17 protein-coding genes and 2 tRNA genes are annotated in these 19,359 nt (G+C 55.1%); 11 read left to right on the top strand and 8 right to left on the bottom strand.

What is annotated here, in order from left to right; translation table 11 throughout:
* Positions 1–104: 104 nt before the first annotated feature.
* The 3 genes from FE788_RS01805 to FE788_RS01795 all read right to left on the bottom strand — a co-directional run bounded on the left by FE788_RS01805 (position 105) and on the right by FE788_RS01795 (position 2,999).
* The gene (locus tag FE788_RS01805) at positions 105–1,685 is read right to left on the bottom strand and encodes a GMC family oxidoreductase (RefSeq protein WP_138379030.1); all 1,581 of its coding nucleotides are present in this window, start codon (positions 1,683–1,685) and stop codon (positions 105–107) included.
* Positions 1,682–2,272 (bottom strand): gluconate 2-dehydrogenase subunit 3 family protein, encoded by a 591-nt coding sequence (locus FE788_RS01800; RefSeq protein WP_138379029.1) that lies wholly within the window; start codon positions 2,270–2,272, stop codon positions 1,682–1,684. The genes FE788_RS01805 and FE788_RS01800 overlap by 4 nt, the downstream gene beginning before the upstream one ends.
* Positions 2,273–2,405: 133 nt before the next feature.
* Positions 2,406–2,999 (bottom strand): winged helix DNA-binding protein, encoded by a 594-nt coding sequence (locus FE788_RS01795; RefSeq protein ID WP_138379028.1) that lies wholly within the window; start codon positions 2,997–2,999, stop codon positions 2,406–2,408.
* Positions 3,000–3,282: 283 nt separating this feature from the next.
* On the opposite strand from FE788_RS01795, the gene FE788_RS01790 reads away from it, so the two are divergent.
* The 6 genes from FE788_RS01790 (at position 3,283) to FE788_RS01765 (ending at position 13,172) form a co-directional block, all read left to right on the top strand.
* On the top strand, positions 3,283–4,392 hold the full coding sequence (locus tag FE788_RS01790) for an LLM class flavin-dependent oxidoreductase (protein ID WP_138379027.1): 1,110 nt from the start codon (positions 3,283–3,285) through the stop codon (positions 4,390–4,392).
* A gap of 519 nt (positions 4,393–4,911) precedes the next feature.
* Positions 4,912–6,846: a sensor histidine kinase gene (locus FE788_RS01785; protein WP_138379026.1), complete on the top strand. Its 1,935-nt coding sequence runs from the start codon at positions 4,912–4,914 to the stop codon at positions 6,844–6,846.
* 233 nt (positions 6,847–7,079) lie between these two features.
* The gene (locus FE788_RS01780) at positions 7,080–7,676 is read left to right on the top strand and encodes an RNA polymerase sigma factor (protein ID WP_138379025.1); all 597 of its coding nucleotides are present in this window, start codon (positions 7,080–7,082) and stop codon (positions 7,674–7,676) included.
* Positions 7,677–7,766: 90 nt separating this feature from the next.
* Positions 7,767–8,915 carry a FecR family protein gene (locus FE788_RS01775; RefSeq protein ID WP_168190220.1) on the top strand — a complete coding sequence of 383 codons (1,149 nt, stop codon included), beginning with the start codon at positions 7,767–7,769 and terminating at the stop codon, positions 8,913–8,915.
* Positions 8,916–9,240: 325 nt separating this feature from the next.
* Positions 9,241–11,889 (top strand): TonB-dependent receptor, encoded by a 2,649-nt coding sequence (locus tag FE788_RS01770; protein WP_168190219.1) that lies wholly within the window; start codon positions 9,241–9,243, stop codon positions 11,887–11,889.
* A gap of 146 nt (positions 11,890–12,035) precedes the next feature.
* Positions 12,036–13,172: a sugar-transfer associated ATP-grasp domain-containing protein gene (locus FE788_RS01765; protein ID WP_168190218.1), complete on the top strand. Its 1,137-nt coding sequence runs from the start codon at positions 12,036–12,038 to the stop codon at positions 13,170–13,172.
* A gap of 7 nt (positions 13,173–13,179) precedes the next feature.
* On the opposite strand, the gene FE788_RS01760 is transcribed toward FE788_RS01765, so the two are convergent.
* From FE788_RS01760 to FE788_RS01745, 4 genes are all read right to left on the bottom strand, one after another.
* Complete coding sequence (locus tag FE788_RS01760; protein WP_138379021.1) at positions 13,180–14,124, bottom strand: DMT family transporter; 945 nt, start codon at positions 14,122–14,124, stop codon at positions 13,180–13,182.
* Positions 14,124–15,227 (bottom strand): isoaspartyl peptidase/L-asparaginase family protein, encoded by a 1,104-nt coding sequence (locus FE788_RS01755; RefSeq protein ID WP_138379020.1) that lies wholly within the window; start codon positions 15,225–15,227, stop codon positions 14,124–14,126. Before FE788_RS01755 ends, FE788_RS01760 begins: the two co-directional genes overlap by 1 nt.
* Positions 15,228–15,422: 195 nt before the next feature.
* Positions 15,423–15,608, bottom strand: a complete 186-nt coding sequence (gene rpmF, locus FE788_RS01750) for a 50S ribosomal protein L32 (protein ID WP_138379019.1) — start codon at positions 15,606–15,608, stop codon at positions 15,423–15,425.
* 251 nt (positions 15,609–15,859) lie between these two features.
* Entirely contained in the window at positions 15,860–16,156 is a 297-nt protein-coding gene (locus tag FE788_RS01745; RefSeq protein ID WP_138379018.1) for a hypothetical protein, read from the bottom strand.
* Between the two features lie 160 nt (positions 16,157–16,316).
* Here FE788_RS01745 and FE788_RS01740 point away from each other — a divergent pair.
* Both FE788_RS01740 and FE788_RS01735 read left to right on the top strand, forming a co-directional pair.
* Positions 16,317–16,404, top strand: a tRNA-Ser gene (locus FE788_RS01740).
* Between the two features lie 114 nt (positions 16,405–16,518).
* Entirely contained in the window at positions 16,519–16,719 is a 201-nt protein-coding gene (locus FE788_RS01735; protein ID WP_210414089.1) for a hypothetical protein, read from the top strand.
* Positions 16,720–16,802: 83 nt separating this feature from the next.
* On the opposite strand, the gene FE788_RS01730 is transcribed toward FE788_RS01735, so the two are convergent.
* A tRNA-Thr gene (locus FE788_RS01730) sits at positions 16,803–16,877 on the bottom strand.
* Positions 16,878–17,135: 258 nt separating this feature from the next.
* On the opposite strand from FE788_RS01730, the gene FE788_RS13985 reads away from it, so the two are divergent.
* The 3 genes from FE788_RS13985 (at position 17,136) to murA (ending at position 19,258) form a co-directional block, all read left to right on the top strand.
* Positions 17,136–17,297 carry a hypothetical protein gene (locus FE788_RS13985; RefSeq protein ID WP_168190217.1) on the top strand — a complete coding sequence of 54 codons (162 nt, stop codon included), beginning with the start codon at positions 17,136–17,138 and terminating at the stop codon, positions 17,295–17,297.
* An 80-nt stretch (positions 17,298–17,377) separates the two neighbouring features.
* Entirely contained in the window at positions 17,378–17,932 is a 555-nt protein-coding gene (dcd, locus tag FE788_RS01725; protein WP_138379016.1) for a dCTP deaminase, read from the top strand.
* Between the two features lie 30 nt (positions 17,933–17,962).
* Entirely contained in the window at positions 17,963–19,258 is a 1,296-nt protein-coding gene (murA, locus tag FE788_RS01720) for a UDP-N-acetylglucosamine 1-carboxyvinyltransferase (RefSeq protein ID WP_138379015.1), read from the top strand.
* Positions 19,259–19,359 lie beyond the last annotated feature (101 nt).

The following is a 19,359-nucleotide window of genomic DNA, read 5'->3' as shown; positions in this document are numbered from 1 at the left end:
TCCCATGCATATCACAAAATTTAAACAGACAATCGTGAGCCAGAGTGAATTGTGCATAGAGAGTGAATGGTGCATAGGTTGGCTCAATTCACTCTAGAAAGGACCTACACCAACCCGCCCCAGTTGTTCACAATATAGTCTGCAGCCCGCAGGGTCAGCGCATGAATGGTAAAAGTGGGATTGACCCCGCCGCTGGTGGGGAACAGGCCCGGTCCGGCAATGAACAAATTGGCCACTTCATGGGTCTGGCCGTAGCTGTTGGTGACCGAGGTGGCGCTGTCCTGACCCATAATGGTTCCGCCCATGATATGCATGGCCCCGGGCGGGCCCGTCCAGATCTCCCTTGCCCCCGCCGCCTCAAAAACCCGACGCCCGTCTTCAAGGCTGTCTTCCCAAAGAGCCAGGGACTGGACATGAGAATTATGCACCACATGCGCCAGCGGCAGGCCGTGCTGATCCCTCGTCTCGGACAGGGTCACCCGATTTTCCACCACCGGCAAATCCTCGACACAGGCCGTCATGGTCGCAAAACCACGGGTGGCCTGTTGCATAAATTTGGTGAGTTTCGCCCCGAACAGAGCCGGGTCGCTACCGCCAAAGCCCAGAAGGTCATTGGGTTTGGTGGCTTGGGCGATCATCCACTGGTAACTTCCGAAGCCTTTGGCGCGGCGGTCTTTATGATCATAATTATCCTGATTCAGCAATTGCCCACCTGTCGCCCCCAGATAACACTGAGTATCCTCGTCAAACAGGCCATAGATCAAACCGGCGGCATGACTCATCACATATTTGCCCACCAGACCGTTGCGGTTGGCGAGCCCCTCGGGATGTTTGTCCGAACGGGACAGCAGCATTAGGCGCGGGGTCTGCACGGCAAAAGCCGCCAGCACGACCAGTTCCGCCGGCTGAAAAACACGCGCTCCCCCGGCCGTAAGATAGACCACGCCTGCGGCCTTTTCGCCCGTCTCATCGGTCAGGATTTCAACCGCCGTCGCTCGATGGCGCAATTCGGCCCCCTGCTTGAGGGCACGGGGCAGATAGATGGTCTGCGGATTGGCCAGCGCCCCGATCGGACACCCCGCATCACACCAACCATCCCACAGGCAGGCGCTGCGGCCCTGATACTCTTCGGTGGTAATGGCCAGCGGCAGCGGGGCCGTAACCCGGTCCAGCTTTTCAAACCCCCGGGCGATGACCTCGCCCTGACCGAACACCGGCACTGGCCCCATCGGATAGGCCGCTCCCGCCGGTCGCCAGATTTCCGCCGCCGCATCGCCGGACAAACCAACTTCTTTCTGTACCCGGTCATACCAGGGCCGCAGGTCGCCATAACTTATGGGCCAGTCCAGTCCCCGACCATACAGGCTGCGCATTTTGAAATCTTCTTCATGCAGACGCGGCCAGACCGCATAATGATGGAGCGCGCTGCCACCGGTACCATAACCGCTGTTGAAACCATTGCCCACAGGTCGGTTGCCGGCCTCCTCAACCGGGGAGCCCGCCCATTTCAGACGACGGGCATTAAGCCCGGAACTGACCAGGTCCTTCATTTCCCGTTTCGGTCCGGCCTCCAGAATGACAACCGTCTTGCCGGCCGCCGAAAGTTTGGCCGCCATCAGGCTGCCAGCGGCGCCGGAGCCCACAATCACCACGTCAACTTTTTCTTTCTGAGGCAGCTTTGTCATGACCAGCTCCTCCGCTGCGGCTCGATATGGGCCAGATAAGGAATGTCGAGACGCTCAAACCCCTCCCGGGTGCCATAGGTCACGTCCAGAGCATCGGCCCGCAGAACAAAATAGAAAAACGGCGCTGGCGGCGCATTTTCCATTTTGTCCCAGCCCGGCGGGTTTTCCCGGGAGAGGCGGGCGATATAGTCTTCCAGCTCTTTTTCAGCCGGCGGGTTTTCAAAAACCGCGTCCATAGGCCGCCCGGCCGCCTGCTCAAGACTTTGCGCCACTGCCCCAAGAGCAGAACGATAAAAATCGGTAAAAGGGGGCCTTACCCCCAGATAACGCAGCATCAGCATGTTGCGTTCTGTGGTATCGGACAGCTGATGATCCACATAATGAGCCAGGCCGGCCTCACGGGCCCCGGGCACAAGGGCATCTCCCAGCAGAGACAGCAGCCGCCCCTCCCCCGGGGTCAGGATGCGGAAAGGGATTTTTTTCTGGGTTGCCTCTGCGGGCGTGAGTAAAACCGTTTTCCCGCCAATAAAACAACTCAAGAGCCCCCCTGCCACCCGTTTATGGAAACTTCTTCTGTTCAGCGACATGTCATGACCTCGATAGTCTCTTTATATGTTTCCTATGCTGCCGGATCATTAACCGGCATTCCGCGCGCCTTGCGCCATGGTCCACGGCCCTCGGCCAGGATGCATTGGCGCGGCTGTCTATTATGAGTTGAATCTATTGATCATCATCCACTGGATTACGATGAGCGGCCGCAACCCGGGCCGCCTGCTCATAAATACCGGTCATCAGGTCCAGAATGTGACTGCCGTTTTCCAGGAGCTCATTCATACCGCGGATGGTTTCGGTAAGTTTGATCAGCAGGCGTTTGCGCAACGACACATAACGCTGGATAACCTGAAGGCCCTTTTCCGTGGCCCGATAACTCACGCCCTTGCGGCGTTTATCCTTGGTGGTTTTCTCAATCAACCCTTCCTGGGTGAGCTTGCGGATGGTGTATTGAATATTGGTCATGTCATCCCGATTCAACAGGCGACCGATTTCCGTGATTCCCTTGGGCCGGTCCCGCATGGCAATCACATTCAGAATGGCCCCGTCACTGGCGCTGAGATTTTTGCCGGACGCCACCGCCATTCCTTCGACCTGCCATTTACAAAAGGCCTCAAAAGACCGGAACAGGGAATATTCCAGCTCGGTCACCGCCACCTCACGCGGCGTGGTGGCCAGATGCCACCGCCGGTCCAGTCCCTCATCTTCAAAATTGGGGCTGGCGGTTTTATTCTTGGTTTTTCTGTTTGCATCGTCTGACATGGCAGCCTCTTTATTTTCTTATTTGCGCCGGATTTCCTTGTTTGCGCTGGCTGCCCTTTTTGCAGGGCAGGCCACGGCCTTCAGTGTAGGCGTTCACGCCGCTTTTGAAAACTTTAAAATCAGGCATCTCCCTTCTTTTTATCAATAAATTAGCCGAATTTTGTTAAAAGCGTTTTAAATAATTTTTTTATTTGTATTTTAATGATAAATTTTATATGTAAAATACATTATAATAATATAAATTCAAACCATGTCTTTAACCAAAAATGACGAGGCTTTAACGATGTCAGGACAAAATTCACTTTTCACCCGGAACAAATTCCGCCTTGGACTGTTCTCTGCCAACTGCTCCAGCGGCATGGCCGTCACCAAAATTCCCGAACGTTGGGTTAATAGCTGGGAAAATAATCTGAAAATGGCCCAGATCGCCGACAAGGTGGGGCTTGATTTTCTGTTACCGATTGCCCGTTGGGTCGGATATGGCGGTGAAACCAATTTTCACGGCAGTGTTCTGGAAACCATGACATGGGCCGCGGGGCTTTTGGCCAAGACAGAACATATCAATGTTTTCGCCACCATTCACACCGCCTTCAACCATCCGGGTGTTGTCGCCAAACAAATTGCCACCATCGACCAGCTGTCCAAGGGGCGCGCCGGCCTGAATGTGGTATGCGGCTGGAACAAACCGGAATATGACGCCTTTGGCCTGGATCTGCCGCAGGATCATGAAACCCGCTACCGGTATGGTCAGGAATGGTTTGATATTGTCTCCAAGCTGTGGACACACCCTGAACCCTTTGACTGGGACGGTGAATTTTTCAAACTGAAAAACACTTATGGCGACCCGCAACCGGTTCGCGGCACCGTGCCGATTTTTAATGCCGCAGGCTCGAAAGAAGGCCGTGAATTTGCCACCAACAATGCCGACTTCCTGTTCACTTCCATGATTGAACTGGAAAAATCCAAAGCGGAGATTGCCGAGCTCAAGGGACAGGCCGCAGCAAAAGGCCGCGACGTGGGGGTTCTGACCTTCTCCTATGTGGTCTGCCGTCCGACCCAGAAGGAAGCCGAGGAATTTCATCAATATTATGCCCGGGACAATGCCGACTGGCAGGCCGTGGACAACATCATCAATCTGATGTTCCAGCATGCCCAGTCCTTCCCGCCGGAAATGCTGCAAGCGTTGAGAAACCGTTTTGCCGGCGGGCATGGAGGCGTGCCGCTGGTGGGCACGCCGGAAGTGGTGGCCCAGGGGCTTATCGACCTTTATGAGGCCGGTTTTGGCGGCACCACACTGGCCTTTGTCAACTATGCCGAGGAACTGCCCTATTTTGCCGAAACGGTACTGCCGATTTTGGAAGAAAGGGGTATTCGGGTGCCGGCGCAAGGTTAAGGACCCGCACACGCACAAGGACATCAGGCCGGGCTCAGCCAGAGTCCGGCCTTTTTGTTGTTTAGAGTGAATTGTGAATAGGTTGGCTCAATTCACTCTAGACTTTATCCGCCTTAACCTAATCTTAAACAAGATAGGATGAGATGCCCATACAGGGCTTAAAATATATAAGACGCCGATATGGAAACCGAAACCGAAATTCAATCATTCAACCCTTCATAAGGTCTCCGATATCGAGTGTCACGAGTGTAAAAAGAGTGTTACGGCAGAAATATGAGGGTGAGCGTCAGTGAGTTTCCGGTCAGAGACCATCAACGAATGTTCCGAAACCCCCCTGTCCTTCAACCGTCTATTTCAGAGAGTAACCTTCAGGGTATATGGAATTCTGATTAACTGGTCGGGCCGCAGCGGGGCGTCACCAACGATGCTCCCTGTTCCCTACGGGGCAATGCGGTCCGAAACCATAGAGTGAATTGTGATGAGATTGACTCTAGTCCTGAGGTTAAAGGGGCAATAGGTATGACGCAAGACTGGAACAAGCTGGGCAGTTATCCTGAGGCACTTCAGGAGATCATCCAGTTTGCCGAAGATGGCATTATATCCCTGGATCAGAATCAGAATATTGTCCTGTTCAACAACGGGGCTGAAAAAATTTTCGGTTATGCGTCGAAAGAAGTTCTGGGCCAGCCGCTGACCATTTTGCTTCCCGCCAGTTCTCGCAAAGCCCACAAGAGATATATCGAAACCTTCAGCCGGACGGCCCAAACGTCCCGTATAATGAGCAAGACAATCCCCCTTTACGGCAAAGCCAGGGATGGTCGGGAAGTCCCCCTTGAAATTACGATCCAGAAACATCGCGGGGCCAGCCCGATCCGCTTTACGGCCATATGCCGGGACATTTCCCACAGGCTATGCCGCGAACAGCGCCTTGCGGAAAACCACGCCAAATTCAAGGCGATTTTCAACAGCTCCAATCGCCTGATCATTTTAATGGATGATCAGGGACGGATTCTTGAAATAAACAGAACCGCACGAACTTTTCTGGGACAGGATCAAGCCAATTACGTGGGACAGGAAATCTGGAGATGTGATTTCTGGAACGGCGAGATCTACCCCGCGATGGTAAGATATGAAATTAAACATCTGAAAGATGACGGGTTCAGCCGCCTGACGGCACAGATCACCTCCTGTGAGGGGCGCTCCATGTCGTTGGACATGAGCCTCAAGAAATTTGCCACGGGCCCCGAGGGCGAAATGCTGATTGTTCTGGAAGCCGTGGACGTGACCCGTCTTGTCAAAACCAATGAAGCCCTGAAAGAGAGTGAGAATCGGCTGGCCCGGGCACAACAAATCGCCCACCTAGGCAACTGGGAGTGGAATATTTCCACAAACGAAATTTACTGGTCGGATGAGGTCTATCGGATTTTCGGCCTGACGCCCGACATTTTTGAGGCATCCTATGCGGCCTTTCTGGCCACGATCCATGAAAAGGATCGTCCAAAAGTGGAGAAGGCCGTGGAACACGCCCTGAAATCGGGTAAACCCTATTCCATCATTCATCGGATTATTTGTCCCGACGGCAAGGAAAAAATCGTTCATGAACTGGGGGAGGTGCTGCGCAATGAACGAGGCGAGCCACTCAGCATGACAGGAACGGTTCAGGATATTACGGAAAGCTGGCATCGCGAAAAAGCCCTGGCCGAAGCCCGCAATCAGGCGGAAGCCGCCAACCGGGCCAAATCCCAGTTTCTGGCTACGATGAGCCACGAGTTACGTACACCGCTGAATGCCATTATCGGCTTCAGCAGCGGTATGCAAAAGGGGCTGTTCGGGAACAGCCCGGCCCAATACCGTGAATATGCCGGTTATATTCTGGAAAGCGGGCAGCATTTATTATCAATCATCAATGACATTCTGGATTTGTCGCGGATTGAGGTCGGCGCGGTTCAGGTCAAACCGGACTGGATCCGGGCGGAGGAACTGATTACCGGCACGCTGCGTTATATTACGGAAAAAGCATTGGCCAAGAACATCGCTATTCAGACAGATATTGATGCGGACATTCCTGATCTGTATCTGGATAAAAGGCTGTGCCGGCAAATCATGAGCAATCTGTTAACCAATGCCGTCAAGTTCACCGATTCCGGTGGAAAAATCATTATGGGTGCCCGGCTGCATGCCTCCCCCGAAAACATCCCTGAAGGCGATGTGGAGATTTATGTTCAGGATACGGGCATCGGCATGAAAGCGGAAGATATTGACAAGGTCTTCCGCCCCTTTGCCCAGGCGGATATGAGTTTCACCCGCAATCACGAAGGCGTGGGTCTGGGACTGGCCATTGTCAAGAATTTGACCGAATTGCAAGGAGGGCGGGTGACCATTAACAGCACCCCTGACGTTGGGACTTGTGTATCCGTCTTTTTCCCGGTCAAAGCCAAAATCTTTTCCGAATAGATCCCGTTGTGCTTTCTCATCAAGCCTGTCTCAGTACGCGGAAAATGACTTTTTTTGTGTTCTGCGGTAAAATACCCCCTTGAGAAGCAGGGGGGCATCCATCAAGGGTTTGGTGTTTCCCCTGCTTTTTAATTTGGGAACATCTTAAAAAAATTCCCAAATCATGCGGATTTTTTGTCTTAAGAGATAACAGGACCGGTCTGCGACGGCCGTCGTATGAAAAGGAAAGTCCGTTGAAGGGAGAACACAAGCGAGCATCCGTCAGGATGAAAGAGGTTTCCGATACCGGCATTGGGAACCCGGGAAATGAAAGAAGCAAAATAAGCGCCGGCCATAAAAAAGAGATACAGAAACTGTATGAGGAGCATAACGATTCCCTGGTTCGGTTTCTGTGTGTCAAGCTGGGATCGCGTCAGGAAGCGATGGATATTGCTCAGGAAGCCTATGTCAAGGTGCTGGGACTGGACAATCCTGATGTGATAAATCATCTGAGGGCCTATTTGTTCCGCACCGCTCGGAATCTGGCGATAAACCGGATTCAGGAGCGCAACAGAAAGGGAGAGGATCAGACCCAGGACGTCACCAGACTCCCTCTGGAGGCCCCGGGCAGTGATGTGGCAAAAACCGTGGAAGCTCGTCAGAAGATCGACTTTCTGGAACGGGTCATCCAGGAATTGCCGCCCAAATGCCGGCTGGCGTTTGTGTTGTACAAGTTTGATGCGCTCGAATATCGCGAGATTGCCCGACGCATGGGACTGAGCGAAAGCATGATCAGAAAATATGTTTTACAGGCCGTAAGGTATTGTGCGGAAAGATTAAAAGAATACTGAAACTGAGTGGGATAAATGACGACTGAAAAAACGATAAACCCGGCTGGGGATACGGGTGGAGCCTCCACAGAAAAAACGGTTGGGACTCATATGACACAAGAGGACCGGATCTGGAACAACTGTGTGGAAAGGTTTTTATCCTTGCACTCTCACGAGGCCAACCTGGAGGCCAGCCTGGAGGAATGGGATCATTACCGTAATACGGCCGCCAAATCAGAACAGCACGCCGCCACGCTGGCCCGGCTCGAAGCTCTCTGGGACCTTCTGGACCATGTGCCGCGCCCCGGCGATCCCACGAAAAAAGAGCTGCAAACAGACACCTATGACGGCACCGTCCCGGTGACGACTTATCAGGCGCGCCAGGGGACGGTAACGGCCTGTACCGGAACCGTCACGGACCGCCCCGCAGCACAGCGCAGAACGCTTGCCCAAAAACTTTCCTGGGCTTTCCCTTTACGGCGGCAATTTGCGTTCGCTGCGGGCCTGGCCGCTGTTTTCGTCCTGGTTGTTGTGGCTCTGACTCTGAATATGACCGGGATGCAGACCATCGAAACGGATATTGCTGAACACCGGCGCATTTTTCTTGAAGACGGTTCCAGTGTCCTGCTCGGGGCACGTACCGTTCTGCAGCAAAAATATTCAGATGATCAGCGCCTGATTCTGCTCAGTCAGGGAGAGGCCTACTTTACCGTGGCAAAAGATCCGATGCGCCCCTTTGTGGTCAGAACCGCAGAAGCCCTTGATGTCCGGGCGGTGGGAACAGCGTTTAACGTCCGCCGCGCTGCCGACAGCGTAATTGTTTCCGTTGTGGAAGGCGTTGTCGAGGTCCAGCCCCTGGCCCCCCCAGCCATAGCCCCCGGACGCCAAACGGATACAAACCAAACAGGCCAACCCGCGCCGACAGCTCTGCTAGAGATGGGACAGCAGGTGACCTATTCCCGCACCAGACCGGTTCTCACCCCGGCATCCATTGACCCCGACCAGGCCATTTCCTGGACCAGAGACATCTTTAGCTTTTCCGGGGAGAGCCTGGAGAATGTCATTTCCAGCATTAACCGCTATACGGAACGGGAAGTGGTAATCCAGGACGAGATGGCCAAACAGTTTCTGTTTACTGGCACTGTGCAACTGGAAAATATTGATCACTGGTTTGAGGCGCTCACGAGTGTTTTTCCCGTCACTGTGAAAAATCAGGGGAATCAGGTCATCATTCGTTCCCACCAGCAAAAGACCTCCTGAGCCGACCTGCCCCCCCGGTTTGCCGAACCGTTTTTCTTGACTTGCCTGATAAATCTGTAAGGATTATTCATCAGAATATAGGGAGAAAACGATAAATCGGGAGAATGGGGTGCGGTTGATTAGTGCCGTGGGAGACGTCTATTCCTTTGTCCGATGCAGAACATACCAAAAAAGTCACCCTGACGGAAAAATCGGAAAAAGGCTCCCGATTCTGGGGTGCAGCTTTTTTCTGATGGCCGTTTTCGCCGCTTCGCCTGGCGCAGCCCAACCACCTCAACATATCCCCCCCGCTTCCCCTCCGGCCTCAAAAAACGCAACACGCTATGTGGAAATAAATATCCCGGCACAGGCCATTGCCGACGCCCTTCTGGCTTTTTCCGAACAGACCAAAATTCAACTTCTGACCTCGCCCCAAACTTTGGGACAAGGCCAAACGGCACGTGTGGAGGGAAGATATACGCCTCGTCAGGCGCTTGAGCTTTTGCTTAAGGACACGGCGCTGGCCTTTGAATTTATTTCCCCTGAAACGGTGGTCATCCGCCCCCGACCCCTATCTGGCGACAAGGAAGACACTCCAACTTCGGTCGCGCAGCCCTCCTCCTCTCCCGATACTGCCCACGCGGCTGATGCCCGTGAACAGCCCCCGCAAAACCCGTCGTCCCACCGCACGCCGTTTCTGGATGAAATTGTTGTGACGGCCACCAAACGGGAAACCAGCCTCCAGAAAGTTCCCTTTTCAGTGGCGGTTCTCGGGGAACATCGGTTGCGCATGTCCGGAGCAGACAGTCTGGTCGAAGCAGGGCGAAATGTCGCGGGACTGACCATTGTGGATCTAGGGCCAGGGCAAAATCAGGTAACCATCCGCGGGGTGAGTTCGGGGCAGGTGGTGCGTGACGAAGCCAGCCGCAAGGAAACCGTGGGCGTATATCTGGATGAGTCCCTGATTTCCGTGGCCCTGTTCACCCCGGATCTGGATCTGTTCGATTTGCAGAGGCTGGAGGTGCTGCGCGGGCCGCAAGGAACCCTGTTTGGGGCCGGGTCTTTGGGCGGCACCTTGCGGTATATTTCCCGTCAACCCGACTTGTCGAGGCGGGAACACATCCTTGAGACCGGTTACGGCGGAATCGAGGACGGAACGGCTGAATATGCCCTGCGGGCCATGATGAATCTGCCCTTTCTAGAAGAAAAGGCGGCGTTCCGCGCCGTTGGCTACTATAACAGGATCGGTGGGTTTATTGATGCCCATACGCCCACGGGCACTGTCTGGAAAGACGTGAATGACGGAGAAAAATATGGCGGGCGTTTTGCCGTCACCCTGGCGCCTGATGAAGATTTCAGCTTTACCCCGCGGATCGTTTATCAGCGCCTTGAAACCAACGGTTTCCCCCGTGGCGATATCTTTAACCTGTTTCGCAATACGTATACGACAACACGCCCGGCCGCGGGTTTCGGTCCTCTGGAGCAATTCATTCAGCTCAGGGAAGGGCTGAACGACGACTTTTTATTGGTGGATGGGAAACTGACTTATGACTTTGAGCGGTTCTCCCTGACATCGGTAACCTCCTTTCTGGATCGAAAACTCCGGGTATTGCGCGACGCTAGCCAGTTGACCGGTTTTATCAACGCCTTTATTTTCGGCGCTCCTTCGCTGGCCACCCGGGACGCCCCGCTGCTGGATCGGACCGACCTTCAGACATTTTCCCAGGAAATTCGCCTCACCTCTGCCGAAGATCGGCCGTTTCAATGGCTGGTGGGCAGTTATTTTATGGTTCAGAACAAGGCGTACGGTCAAACACTGGATGTGGCGGGGTTTGAAGACGCCTTTAATGCCCTTCAGAACACCCCGGCGAATTTTATCGACACCGCCGCCTTTTCCCGGCCGCTCACGACCCGGCCCGATATCCTGTTTATCTCCGATTTCGACATTCATTTCCGGCAATATGCTCTTTTTGGCGAAGCCGGATATGATTTGACGGAGCGGCTGACGGCGACGGTGGGTCTGCGCTGGTATAATTTCGATGAGGACCGGGAAGGCATCATTGCTGGCTTGTTCAATAACGGTCCGACAGCCCCGAAGCTGCGCCGACGCACCACCGCAGAAAGCAGTTTCAACCCTCGTTTTATCCTGTCTTATCGGCTCAGGAATGACATAAGCGTTAATTTTCAGGCCGCACGGGGATTCCGGCTGGGCGGCATCAATGATCCACTGATCACGGATATCTGCCGGGAAGATCTGGATGCGCTGGGCGGCCCGGGATTGGAACGGATTGGCGGGGAATCCGTCTGGAATTATGAAGTCGGGGTGAAGGCGGCCCTGGCTGGCGGACGGATCGGGATTAATGCGGCCTCTTATTATATTGATATTTCAGATCTACAGGTGGCGGTGCGCCTGCCCTGCTCGTCCACCATTATCCTCAATGTGCCAAAGGCGCGGTCCGTCGGTGCGGAGCTGGAGTTTTTCGCCCGCCCCAGCGACCGCTTGGACTTCAGCCTGGTGATGAATTACAACAACACCAAAGTGACCCGGGGCATTGATCTGGTGGATATTCGCCCGGACGATCGCCTGCCCACCTCGCCTGATTTCCAGTTCAGCGCAAACCTGTCCTATGCCCAGCCGGTCTCAGACGCATGGGAAGTCTACGGCAGTTTTACGGTTCAGCATGTAGGCGGGTCCATCAGTTTTCTTCTGGACCAGAGAAACGAGGCCACCCTACCGGTGGACGTGCTGCTCGGTCGGGCGGCGGATGATCCGCTCAGAATTCGGATTCCAGCCGAATTATCCGCCTATAATCTGGGGCATCTGCGCGTGGGGATAAGGTCCCACAAGGGCTGGGATCTGGCCCTTTATATCCGCAATCTCTGGAACGAACATGCCGAACTGGCGCTGGACCGGGAACGCGGCGGCGCAGGACGGGCGGCCTATTTGCGTAATCAGCCGCGCACGATCGGGGTCATCAGCCGCATCAATTTCTGAGGGGGAAGCGATGACATTCCCTCTATAAGCCCTCTATAAGATATCCCCGCGGAGCCGTCCTGACCGGTGCACAAGAAAGACGATTCTGGTTTTCCCCCACAAAACAGGGTATAGTGGCTGCCGGATTGAACATCAGGGGAAGCCGCGTGGGGGTTAAAAAGAAACTTCTCAAGAGGCTGAAACTAGTCCGGCATCTTTTGGAAGACAGCAGATATTACGGCATTTCCCCCGCAGCGACCTTGCGGCGATTCTGGCGCCTTTATCATCAGCTGAAACTTTCCCCCGAAGAAATCTTTCTCAATGGTCTGCTGTCACCGGACATTCCGGAGGACAGGCTGGCGTATTATCTGAGCCGCGAATATCAGGTCGCGCTGGAAAGCCGGCTTGTCCCACGCAGCTATCACTGCCTCACCTCTGACAAGGCGGTCTTTTACGCCTATTGCAAGGCTGCGGGCCTCCCGATTCCAGCTCTTTATGCTGTGTTCGATCAGCCCGCAGGCTGGACAGCTGACGGCCGGCCGTTAGGCCGTGAAGAAGAGTGGATCGGATTCTTACACGACCTGCCGGAACAGTTCATTGTCAAACCGGCCCTGGGCCTGATCGGCCAAGGGGTTCAGGCCTTTTCCAGACAGGACGGCCATTTTCTGGATCATCGGGGCACCGCCTATCAGGCAGAGGATGTATATGGTGTGCTTCAGTCACTGGGCGGAAAGAATTATTTCGCCACCGGGCTGTGGAGCCACGGCCTTGGCCTCGCTCACAGATCCCATAAAGGGATTATCCAGGAACGGCTTTTTGCCCATCCGGATATTGTGAAGATCACCGGCAACCGGTCCATTTCCACCTATCGACTGACGACCCTGATTCTGGATAATGAACTGCTGCTGCTATACGGCCTGTTCCGCATCGCGCGCAAGGGAAATATCAGCGATAATTTTTCCAAAGGCCAGAGCGGCAATCTGTGGATCAGCGTCGATTGCGCCACCGGAAAAATTCAATCGGCTCATATGCTGGCTCCTGGCGACAAACGTTTCATCACCACGGATTATTATGAAGAGACCGCAATGACCTTGCCGGGAACGGCATTGCCCCATTGGGACGAGGCCGTGGCGTTGGCCCGGGAAGCAGCCTGGAAATTTTATCCCCAGCCCATGATCGCCTGGGACATCGGCATCACCGAACAAGGCGCCCGGCTGATTGAAGGCAATCTGGGATGGGCGATATTACCCTCGCCGCTGGAACACCGGGTCAGGGACCTTTTACAGCGGGCCCGAATTCTCTAGAGTCAACCTATTCACGATTCACTTTAGGGCCAGGGGGAAGCTTCTGGGCTGCGACCTTCATATTGACCAGAATAATACCCCCAAACACCAGCACGGCGCCGGCCATAAATTCTTTTTCCAGCGTTTCGCCCAAAAGCACGACCCCGAAGGCCACCCCGAACAGCGGACTCAGGAAAGTGAGCACCGCGAGGCGTCCGGCCAGATATCTTCTCAACAGCCAGAACCAGGTGAGGAATGCCCCAAAACTTACAACCACCCCCTGATACAACAGGCTGGCCCAAGCCAGCCCCGTCATGCGCAGGGTCAGAAAATCCCCCTGGACCAGCCCCACAAAACATAACACAACGGCCGCCACCAGCAACTGATACAGCAGGGTCATGGTCGGGCGCGCCTCGGACAAGGACGTGGCCCGGATCAGCACCGTGGTCGCGCCCCAGCACAGCCCCGCCAGCACCCCCAGCGCATCGCCCAGCAGGATATTTTTCTCAATCCCGCTCCCCTTCGCAAAACCGCCGGAAAAGGTGACCGCCAGTCCCAGAAAAGCCAGCAGCACGCCCCCCGCCTGCATCAGGCCAAGGCGCTCTCCCGGCACAAAGACATGCAGGCCCAGTGCCGTAAAGACCGGCGCGGTATAGAGGAAAACCACCATGTGTGATGCCGTGGTGTGATCCAGTCCCCAGGCCACAAAAAGAAATTCCGCCGCAAATAAAAGCCCCGCCAACAGTCCGGGGATCAGCGTGCCGTCGGAAAAAGTGACTTTCTGTCGCCGCCAGACCATCACCCCCGCTACCAGACCGGCCGCCATGAGGGAACGCAGGCCAATCTGCAATACCGGGCTGAGATCCGGGGCGGCCGCCTTGATGGCCACCTGCTGCAGCCCCCAGATCATGCACAACCCCAGCATAACGCCGACAGCAAACCCGTCTAGCGGCTGACGTATCGCGGGTGGCATTAGTCTTTGTAAATCCCGACGACCGGCGCGCCATCTCCGCTGACATACCCCCGATACATGCCGGAGGTGTTGAAGGTCATGGAGATATTACCGGCCCGGTCCACGGCGATAATGCCCCCGTCGCCGCCCATCTTCACCAGCTTGTTGTGGATAATCTCCTCGGCGGCCTGTTCAAGGGAAAGTCCCTTATATTCCATCAGCGCACAAATGCTGCGCGCGACGGTGGCGCGAATAAAAAATTCCCCGTGGCCCGTGGCCGAAACCGCACAGCTCATATTATCTGCATAAGTCCCCGCACCAATCACCGGGCTGTCCCCGATCCGGTTCCAGCGTTTATTGGTCATACCCCCGGTGCTGGTGCCCGCAGCAAGATTGCCATGCCGGTCCAAAGCCACAGCTCCAACGGTGCCGAACTTGTAGTCCGGGTCCCCCGGCTCAACTCCTTCAAGAGGCGCCACCCCGTTCTGGTTCCGGCTTTGGTCCCCCGTCTCCTCGTCTGAATGGTCCAGCTCGATACGGTCTTTTTGCAATGCTTTTTGCAACTGACGCCAGCGATGTTCTGTTCTGAAATAGCCCGGATCCACCAGCTCCATTCCGTGCAATTCGGCAAATTCTTCGGCGCCCTCTCCCGCCAGCATCACATGCGGCGAGTGCTCCATGACTTTGCGGGCCAGAAGAATCGGATTCTTGACCCGTCTGACGCCGGCCACCGCTCCGGCATTAAGATCCCGCCCCTCCATCAGACTGGCATCCATCTCATTTCGCCCCTCATGGGTGAACACCGCCCCTTTGCCGGCGTTGAACAGAGGCGAATCCTCCATCACGGTAATGGCCGCCGTCACCGCATCCAGCGCCGCCCCTCCCCGGGCCAGCACCGCCTGCCCGGCCCTGAGGGCCTGTTTCAGCTTGGCCCGATACGCCGCTTCCAGTTCCGGGGTCATGTTTTCTTTCATAATCGTGCCGGCCCCGCCGTGAATCACCAGTCGGTATTCTCCTGTTGTCCGTGTATCGTCCGCTTGGGCCGCGACCTGGGCAAGACCTGTCATCATGGCTCCCCACAAAATGAGTTTCACGGATATCCGGGCAATCCTGGAAAAGTTCATGGTTTTCCCCTGCTTTCTGACACTTTTTCGATTTTTTTTCGGATGTTCCGCCACAGGATATCTTGTCCATCTTACCGGATAAAGGCAAAAACGCCAAAATACCACGACACTGCGCGGGCCCTTATAAAATCGACAAAACAGGCACAAAAAAACCGGCCAGAAACCGGCCGGTTTTTTCTCACCCAGAAAAAGGGATCAATATTTGTCGGAAGGTTCCAGGATCTGACGTCCCCGATATTTCCCCGTGCTCAGGTCAATATGGTGTCGGCGACGCAGTTCGCCGCTTTCCTGATCTTCCACATATTTATCAACACTCAACGCGTCATGGGCGCGGCGCATTCCGCGGCGGGACGGTGAGACTTTCCTTTTTGGAACTGCCATCGTTTTATCCTAACTTTACTCATCCCGTTGCCGGGGGTTAACCGGACCCTGCCTCTGATTACCAGGACAAGGCAGGTTCCTGAAAAAATGTCTCAATCATGAAAGTGGTCTTATCGTTAAACTCACCGGACTTGTCAAGCTTTTCTTGCAGGCCGAACTGTCCCTGGGTCGCCTCTTTCTCCCATATTTTGATGTACTGGTTTTGATGTACTGGCGAACACTCCCCCGCCCAGGAGTGCTCTTCTGTTATTTCAGCTCAGATGACGTTTCCGGTTCAGATAAAGCAGGAGGCCACCCAGGGCAAACAACAGAATCGCCCCAGGCAGGGCCAGAACCGGCCGGATCACATCATCCCACAGACCGGGAAAGCGGCCGGCAATGACTGCTTCCCTAAGAGCCGCAGGCCCCGTGGGGCTGATCGCTCCCCATATCTCCTCCAGCGACAGCGGGGAAAAGTTCCGTGCTTCAAAAAGGCGTAACAGATCCGCGCCGGCCACCAGAAGCGCACAAGCGATCATGACAAATCCGATAATCCTGCCGAGCAGCATTTTCCCCTCCTTCCGGGGTGACACTTTTCCAAGTATCCCGGCATTTATGTCCATTATAGGGCATTGAGAGGGCATCACGGCGGAAAAAAATGACGATTTTTTGCAGGTTGCCCCTTGCGATCCAAAGCAAGATTTTATATATCCCCTATACAGTTCGTGCAGAGAGGTGGCCGAGTGGTTTAAGGCGCACGCCTGGAACGCGTGTTGGGCGCAAGCCCTCGAGGGTTCGAATCCCTTCCTCTCTGCCATTTTTCTTTCCCCCTACTCCAATCTTCTGTAAAATTGTTGGGGCGTTTTGCGCCAGACGCTAGAGTGCATTGTGCATAGGTTGACCCATGATCCCTGATGAGGAACGGCACAAGATGATGAAAGCCTCCTCCATTGGACCAACAATGGTGAGGTATCTGGACATGATCGGCATCGAAAGGCTTGCCGATCTCAAAGACTTAAGCGCAGAAGAACTGCAAATGCGGATCAACGACATGCTGGGACGCCGTCACATCAACGAAACCGGCCGGCGGGCACTGGAAAACCTGATTGAACTGGCCCTGTCAGAGGATTAGGACGCTCACCCCCATTGTGTACCAGTTTTGTGTACCAATCACAAGGGAAAGCCGTGAAAACCCAATGATTTGAGGGGGATAGATGGTGCCGCTGGAGAGAATTGAACTCTCGGCCTCACCCTTACCAAGGGTGCGCTCTACCACTGAGCTACAGCGGCCCGAAAGATGGATCCGGCAAAAACATTACCACGACTCTTGCGGGCCACGACTCTTGCCGGAATGGCGCGGAACATGCCATAGCTTGCCCCGCCGCGCAAGACCTAATTATGGAAATATTTGCGAAAATTTTGCCCGGCCGTTAATAAGGGAATGGTGCCGGGCTTTTGGCCCTGCTCCTGCCGCAATTGAACGGCAATAACAATAAAAAGAATAAAGGAAACGAACCAGAATAGAAACAAAAACCGAAAACCGTCCCCATGAGCAACAACAAGAAAAGCACCCGTCAGGAAAAACAGGACCGGCTCGCCGAGGCGCTCAGGGCCAATCTGAAACGCCGCAAGGCCCAAAGTCGCAAAGCCCAAGATCACAAGACAACGCCCCCCGGCAAAAAATCCGGCCCCACCGACACACAAAGCTGACTTGTCCTGGGGGACAAACTGGGATAAGAAAAAAGACCTTTTTGCACAATTTTCTTAAACAATTGAAGGAATACGCCCCTATGGCCATCATGTCCGATAAATGGATCCGGGAAAAAGCACTGAATGACGGCATGATCGACCCGTTTGTGGACCGGCAGAACCGCGAAGGCGTCATTTCCTACGGTCTGTCCTCCTACGGCTATGACGCCCGGGTCTCCAATGAATTCAAAATCTTCACCAATGTGGATTCCGCCATCGTCGACCCCAAGGACTTCTCACAAAAAAGTTTCGTCGACCGGCCGGGCGATGTTTGCATCATTCCACCCAACAGTTTTGCGCTGGCCCGCACCGTGGAGTATTTCCGGATTCCCGAAGACGTGCTGGTCATTTGTCTGGGTAAATCCACCTATGCGCGCTGCGGCATTATCGTCAATGTCACACCACTGGAGCCGGGCTGGGAAGGCCATGTGACGCTGGAGTTTTCCAACACCACCCCCCTGCCCGCCAAGGTCTACGCCAATGAAGGTGCGTGCCAGTTCCTGTTCCTGCAAGGCAACGAGCCCTGCGAGGTTTCCTACAGGATGCGGGATGGCAAATATATGGGACAGACCGGCGTCACGCTGCCCAAACTCTAGACCCCGAACTGTTAAAGTCAGGAAAATCATATGGATCGACTGGTACTGCAAGGCGGCCACCGTCTCGAAGGACAAATCCCGATCAGCGGCGCGAAAAACGCCGCTTTGCCGCTGATGTGCGCCGCCCTGTTGACCCGGGAGACCCTGACGCTGAGCCGTCTGCCACATCTTGCCGACATCCGTACCCTGTCCGAACTTTTACAACAGCATGGCACAAGGCTAACCTGTGAAAAGGCCGGCACGCCGCTGAATGGCGGTGAGACCTTAAGCCTTACTGCCCAGGATATCACCAGCACCACCGCCCCCTATGACATTGTGCGCAGAATGCGCGCCAGCATCCTGGTCCTCGGCCCCCTGCTCGCCCGAGAGGGAGAAGCCACCGTTTCCCTGCCCGGCGGGTGCGCCATCGGCAACCGTCCGATCGACCTGCATCTGAAAGGGTTTCAAGAACTGGGCGCGGAAATCGACCTTCAGGAAGGGTATGTTCGGGCCCGCGCGCCGGGGGGACGCCTCAAAGGCGGAACCGTGCATTTCCCGATGGTCTCGGTGGGGGCCACCGAAAATATTCTGATGGCCGCAACCCTGGCCGAAGGGACAACCATCATTGAAAACGCCGCACGCGAGCCGGAAATCGCCGATCTTGCCCATTGTCTCAATAAAATGGGGGCGCGGATTTCCGGCATTGGCACAGAAATGATCATTGTCGAAGGCGTGGAGCGCCTGCATGGGGCAGAACATGCGGTAATGCCTGACCGGATCGAAGCCGCCAGCTATGCCGTGGCCGCCGCCATGACCCGAGGAGAAATCGAACTTGTGGGCCACAATCTCCGGATCGTAATGACCGGCAGCCTGGATGTGCTGAAAGATGCCGGGATCGGCTTTCGGGAAACCGGCAATGGCGTGGTTTGCCGCCTGGCCCACGGCCGCATTCACGGCATCAATGTGGTGACCCAGCCCTATCCCGGTTTTCCCACCGACATGCAGGCCCAGATCATGGCGATGATGACGCTGTGCGAAGGAGCCTCGGTCATCACCGAAACCATTTTTGAAAACCGTTTCATGCACGTGCCGGAACTCAGTCGGATGGGCGCCGACATCACCATTCACGGCAGCACCGCCACAGTACGCGGCGTGAAAAAGCTGTTGGGCGCACCGGTGATGGCCACCGACCTTAGGGCCTCCATGTCGCTGGTGTTGGCGGGCCTTGCCGCTGAGGGGGAAACGACCATTAACCGTATCTATCATCTTGACCGGGGGTATGAGGGACTGGAACTCAAGCTTGGCGCCTGCGGGGCACAGATCCGCCGGGAAACGGAACCGGCCTGAACGCACCGACACAGATCGTAAAACCACCGCACCCGCAGCGGAAAAATTGTGGCAAAAGGCTGACGCAACGACGCAGGTCAGCTATACTTAGAGTGAATTGA

It is taken from the genome of Luteithermobacter gelatinilyticus (assembly GCF_005849285.1).
Classification (GTDB): domain Bacteria; phylum Pseudomonadota; class Alphaproteobacteria; order Sphingomonadales; family Emcibacteraceae; genus Luteithermobacter; species Luteithermobacter gelatinilyticus.
Note: the sequence above shows the minus strand (reverse complement) of the source record. Positions and strands in the feature narration are given on the sequence as shown.

Bases quoted from the DNA above. Each gene is read 5' to 3' on its own strand.
- FE788_RS01805 (WP_138379030.1), bottom strand. From the start codon at position 1,685: ATGACAAAGCTGCCTCAGAAAGAAAAAGTTGACGTGGTGATTGTGGGC.
- FE788_RS01800 (WP_138379029.1), bottom strand. From the start codon at position 2,272: ATGTCGCTGAACAGAAGAAGTTTCCATAAACGGGTGGCAGGGGGGCTC.
- FE788_RS01795 (WP_138379028.1), bottom strand. From the start codon at position 2,999: ATGTCAGACGATGCAAACAGAAAAACCAAGAATAAAACCGCCAGCCCC.
- FE788_RS01790 (WP_138379027.1), top strand. From the start codon at position 3,283: ATGTCAGGACAAAATTCACTTTTCACCCGGAACAAATTCCGCCTTGGA.
- FE788_RS01785 (WP_138379026.1), top strand. From the start codon at position 4,912: ATGACGCAAGACTGGAACAAGCTGGGCAGTTATCCTGAGGCACTTCAG.
- FE788_RS01775 (WP_168190220.1), top strand. From the start codon at position 7,767: ATGACACAAGAGGACCGGATCTGGAACAACTGTGTGGAAAGGTTTTTA.
- FE788_RS01760 (WP_138379021.1), bottom strand. From the start codon at position 14,124: ATGCCACCCGCGATACGTCAGCCGCTAGACGGGTTTGCTGTCGGCGTT.
- FE788_RS01755 (WP_138379020.1), bottom strand. From the start codon at position 15,227: ATGAACTTTTCCAGGATTGCCCGGATATCCGTGAAACTCATTTTGTGG.
- rpmF (WP_138379019.1), bottom strand. From the start codon at position 15,608: ATGGCAGTTCCAAAAAGGAAAGTCTCACCGTCCCGCCGCGGAATGCGC.
- FE788_RS01745 (WP_138379018.1), bottom strand. From the start codon at position 16,156: ATGCTGCTCGGCAGGATTATCGGATTTGTCATGATCGCTTGTGCGCTT.
- FE788_RS01735 (WP_210414089.1), top strand. From the start codon at position 16,519: ATGATGAAAGCCTCCTCCATTGGACCAACAATGGTGAGGTATCTGGAC.
- FE788_RS13985 (WP_168190217.1), top strand. From the start codon at position 17,136: ATGAGCAACAACAAGAAAAGCACCCGTCAGGAAAAACAGGACCGGCTC.
- dcd (WP_138379016.1), top strand. From the start codon at position 17,378: ATGGCCATCATGTCCGATAAATGGATCCGGGAAAAAGCACTGAATGAC.
- murA (WP_138379015.1), top strand. From the start codon at position 17,963: ATGGATCGACTGGTACTGCAAGGCGGCCACCGTCTCGAAGGACAAATC.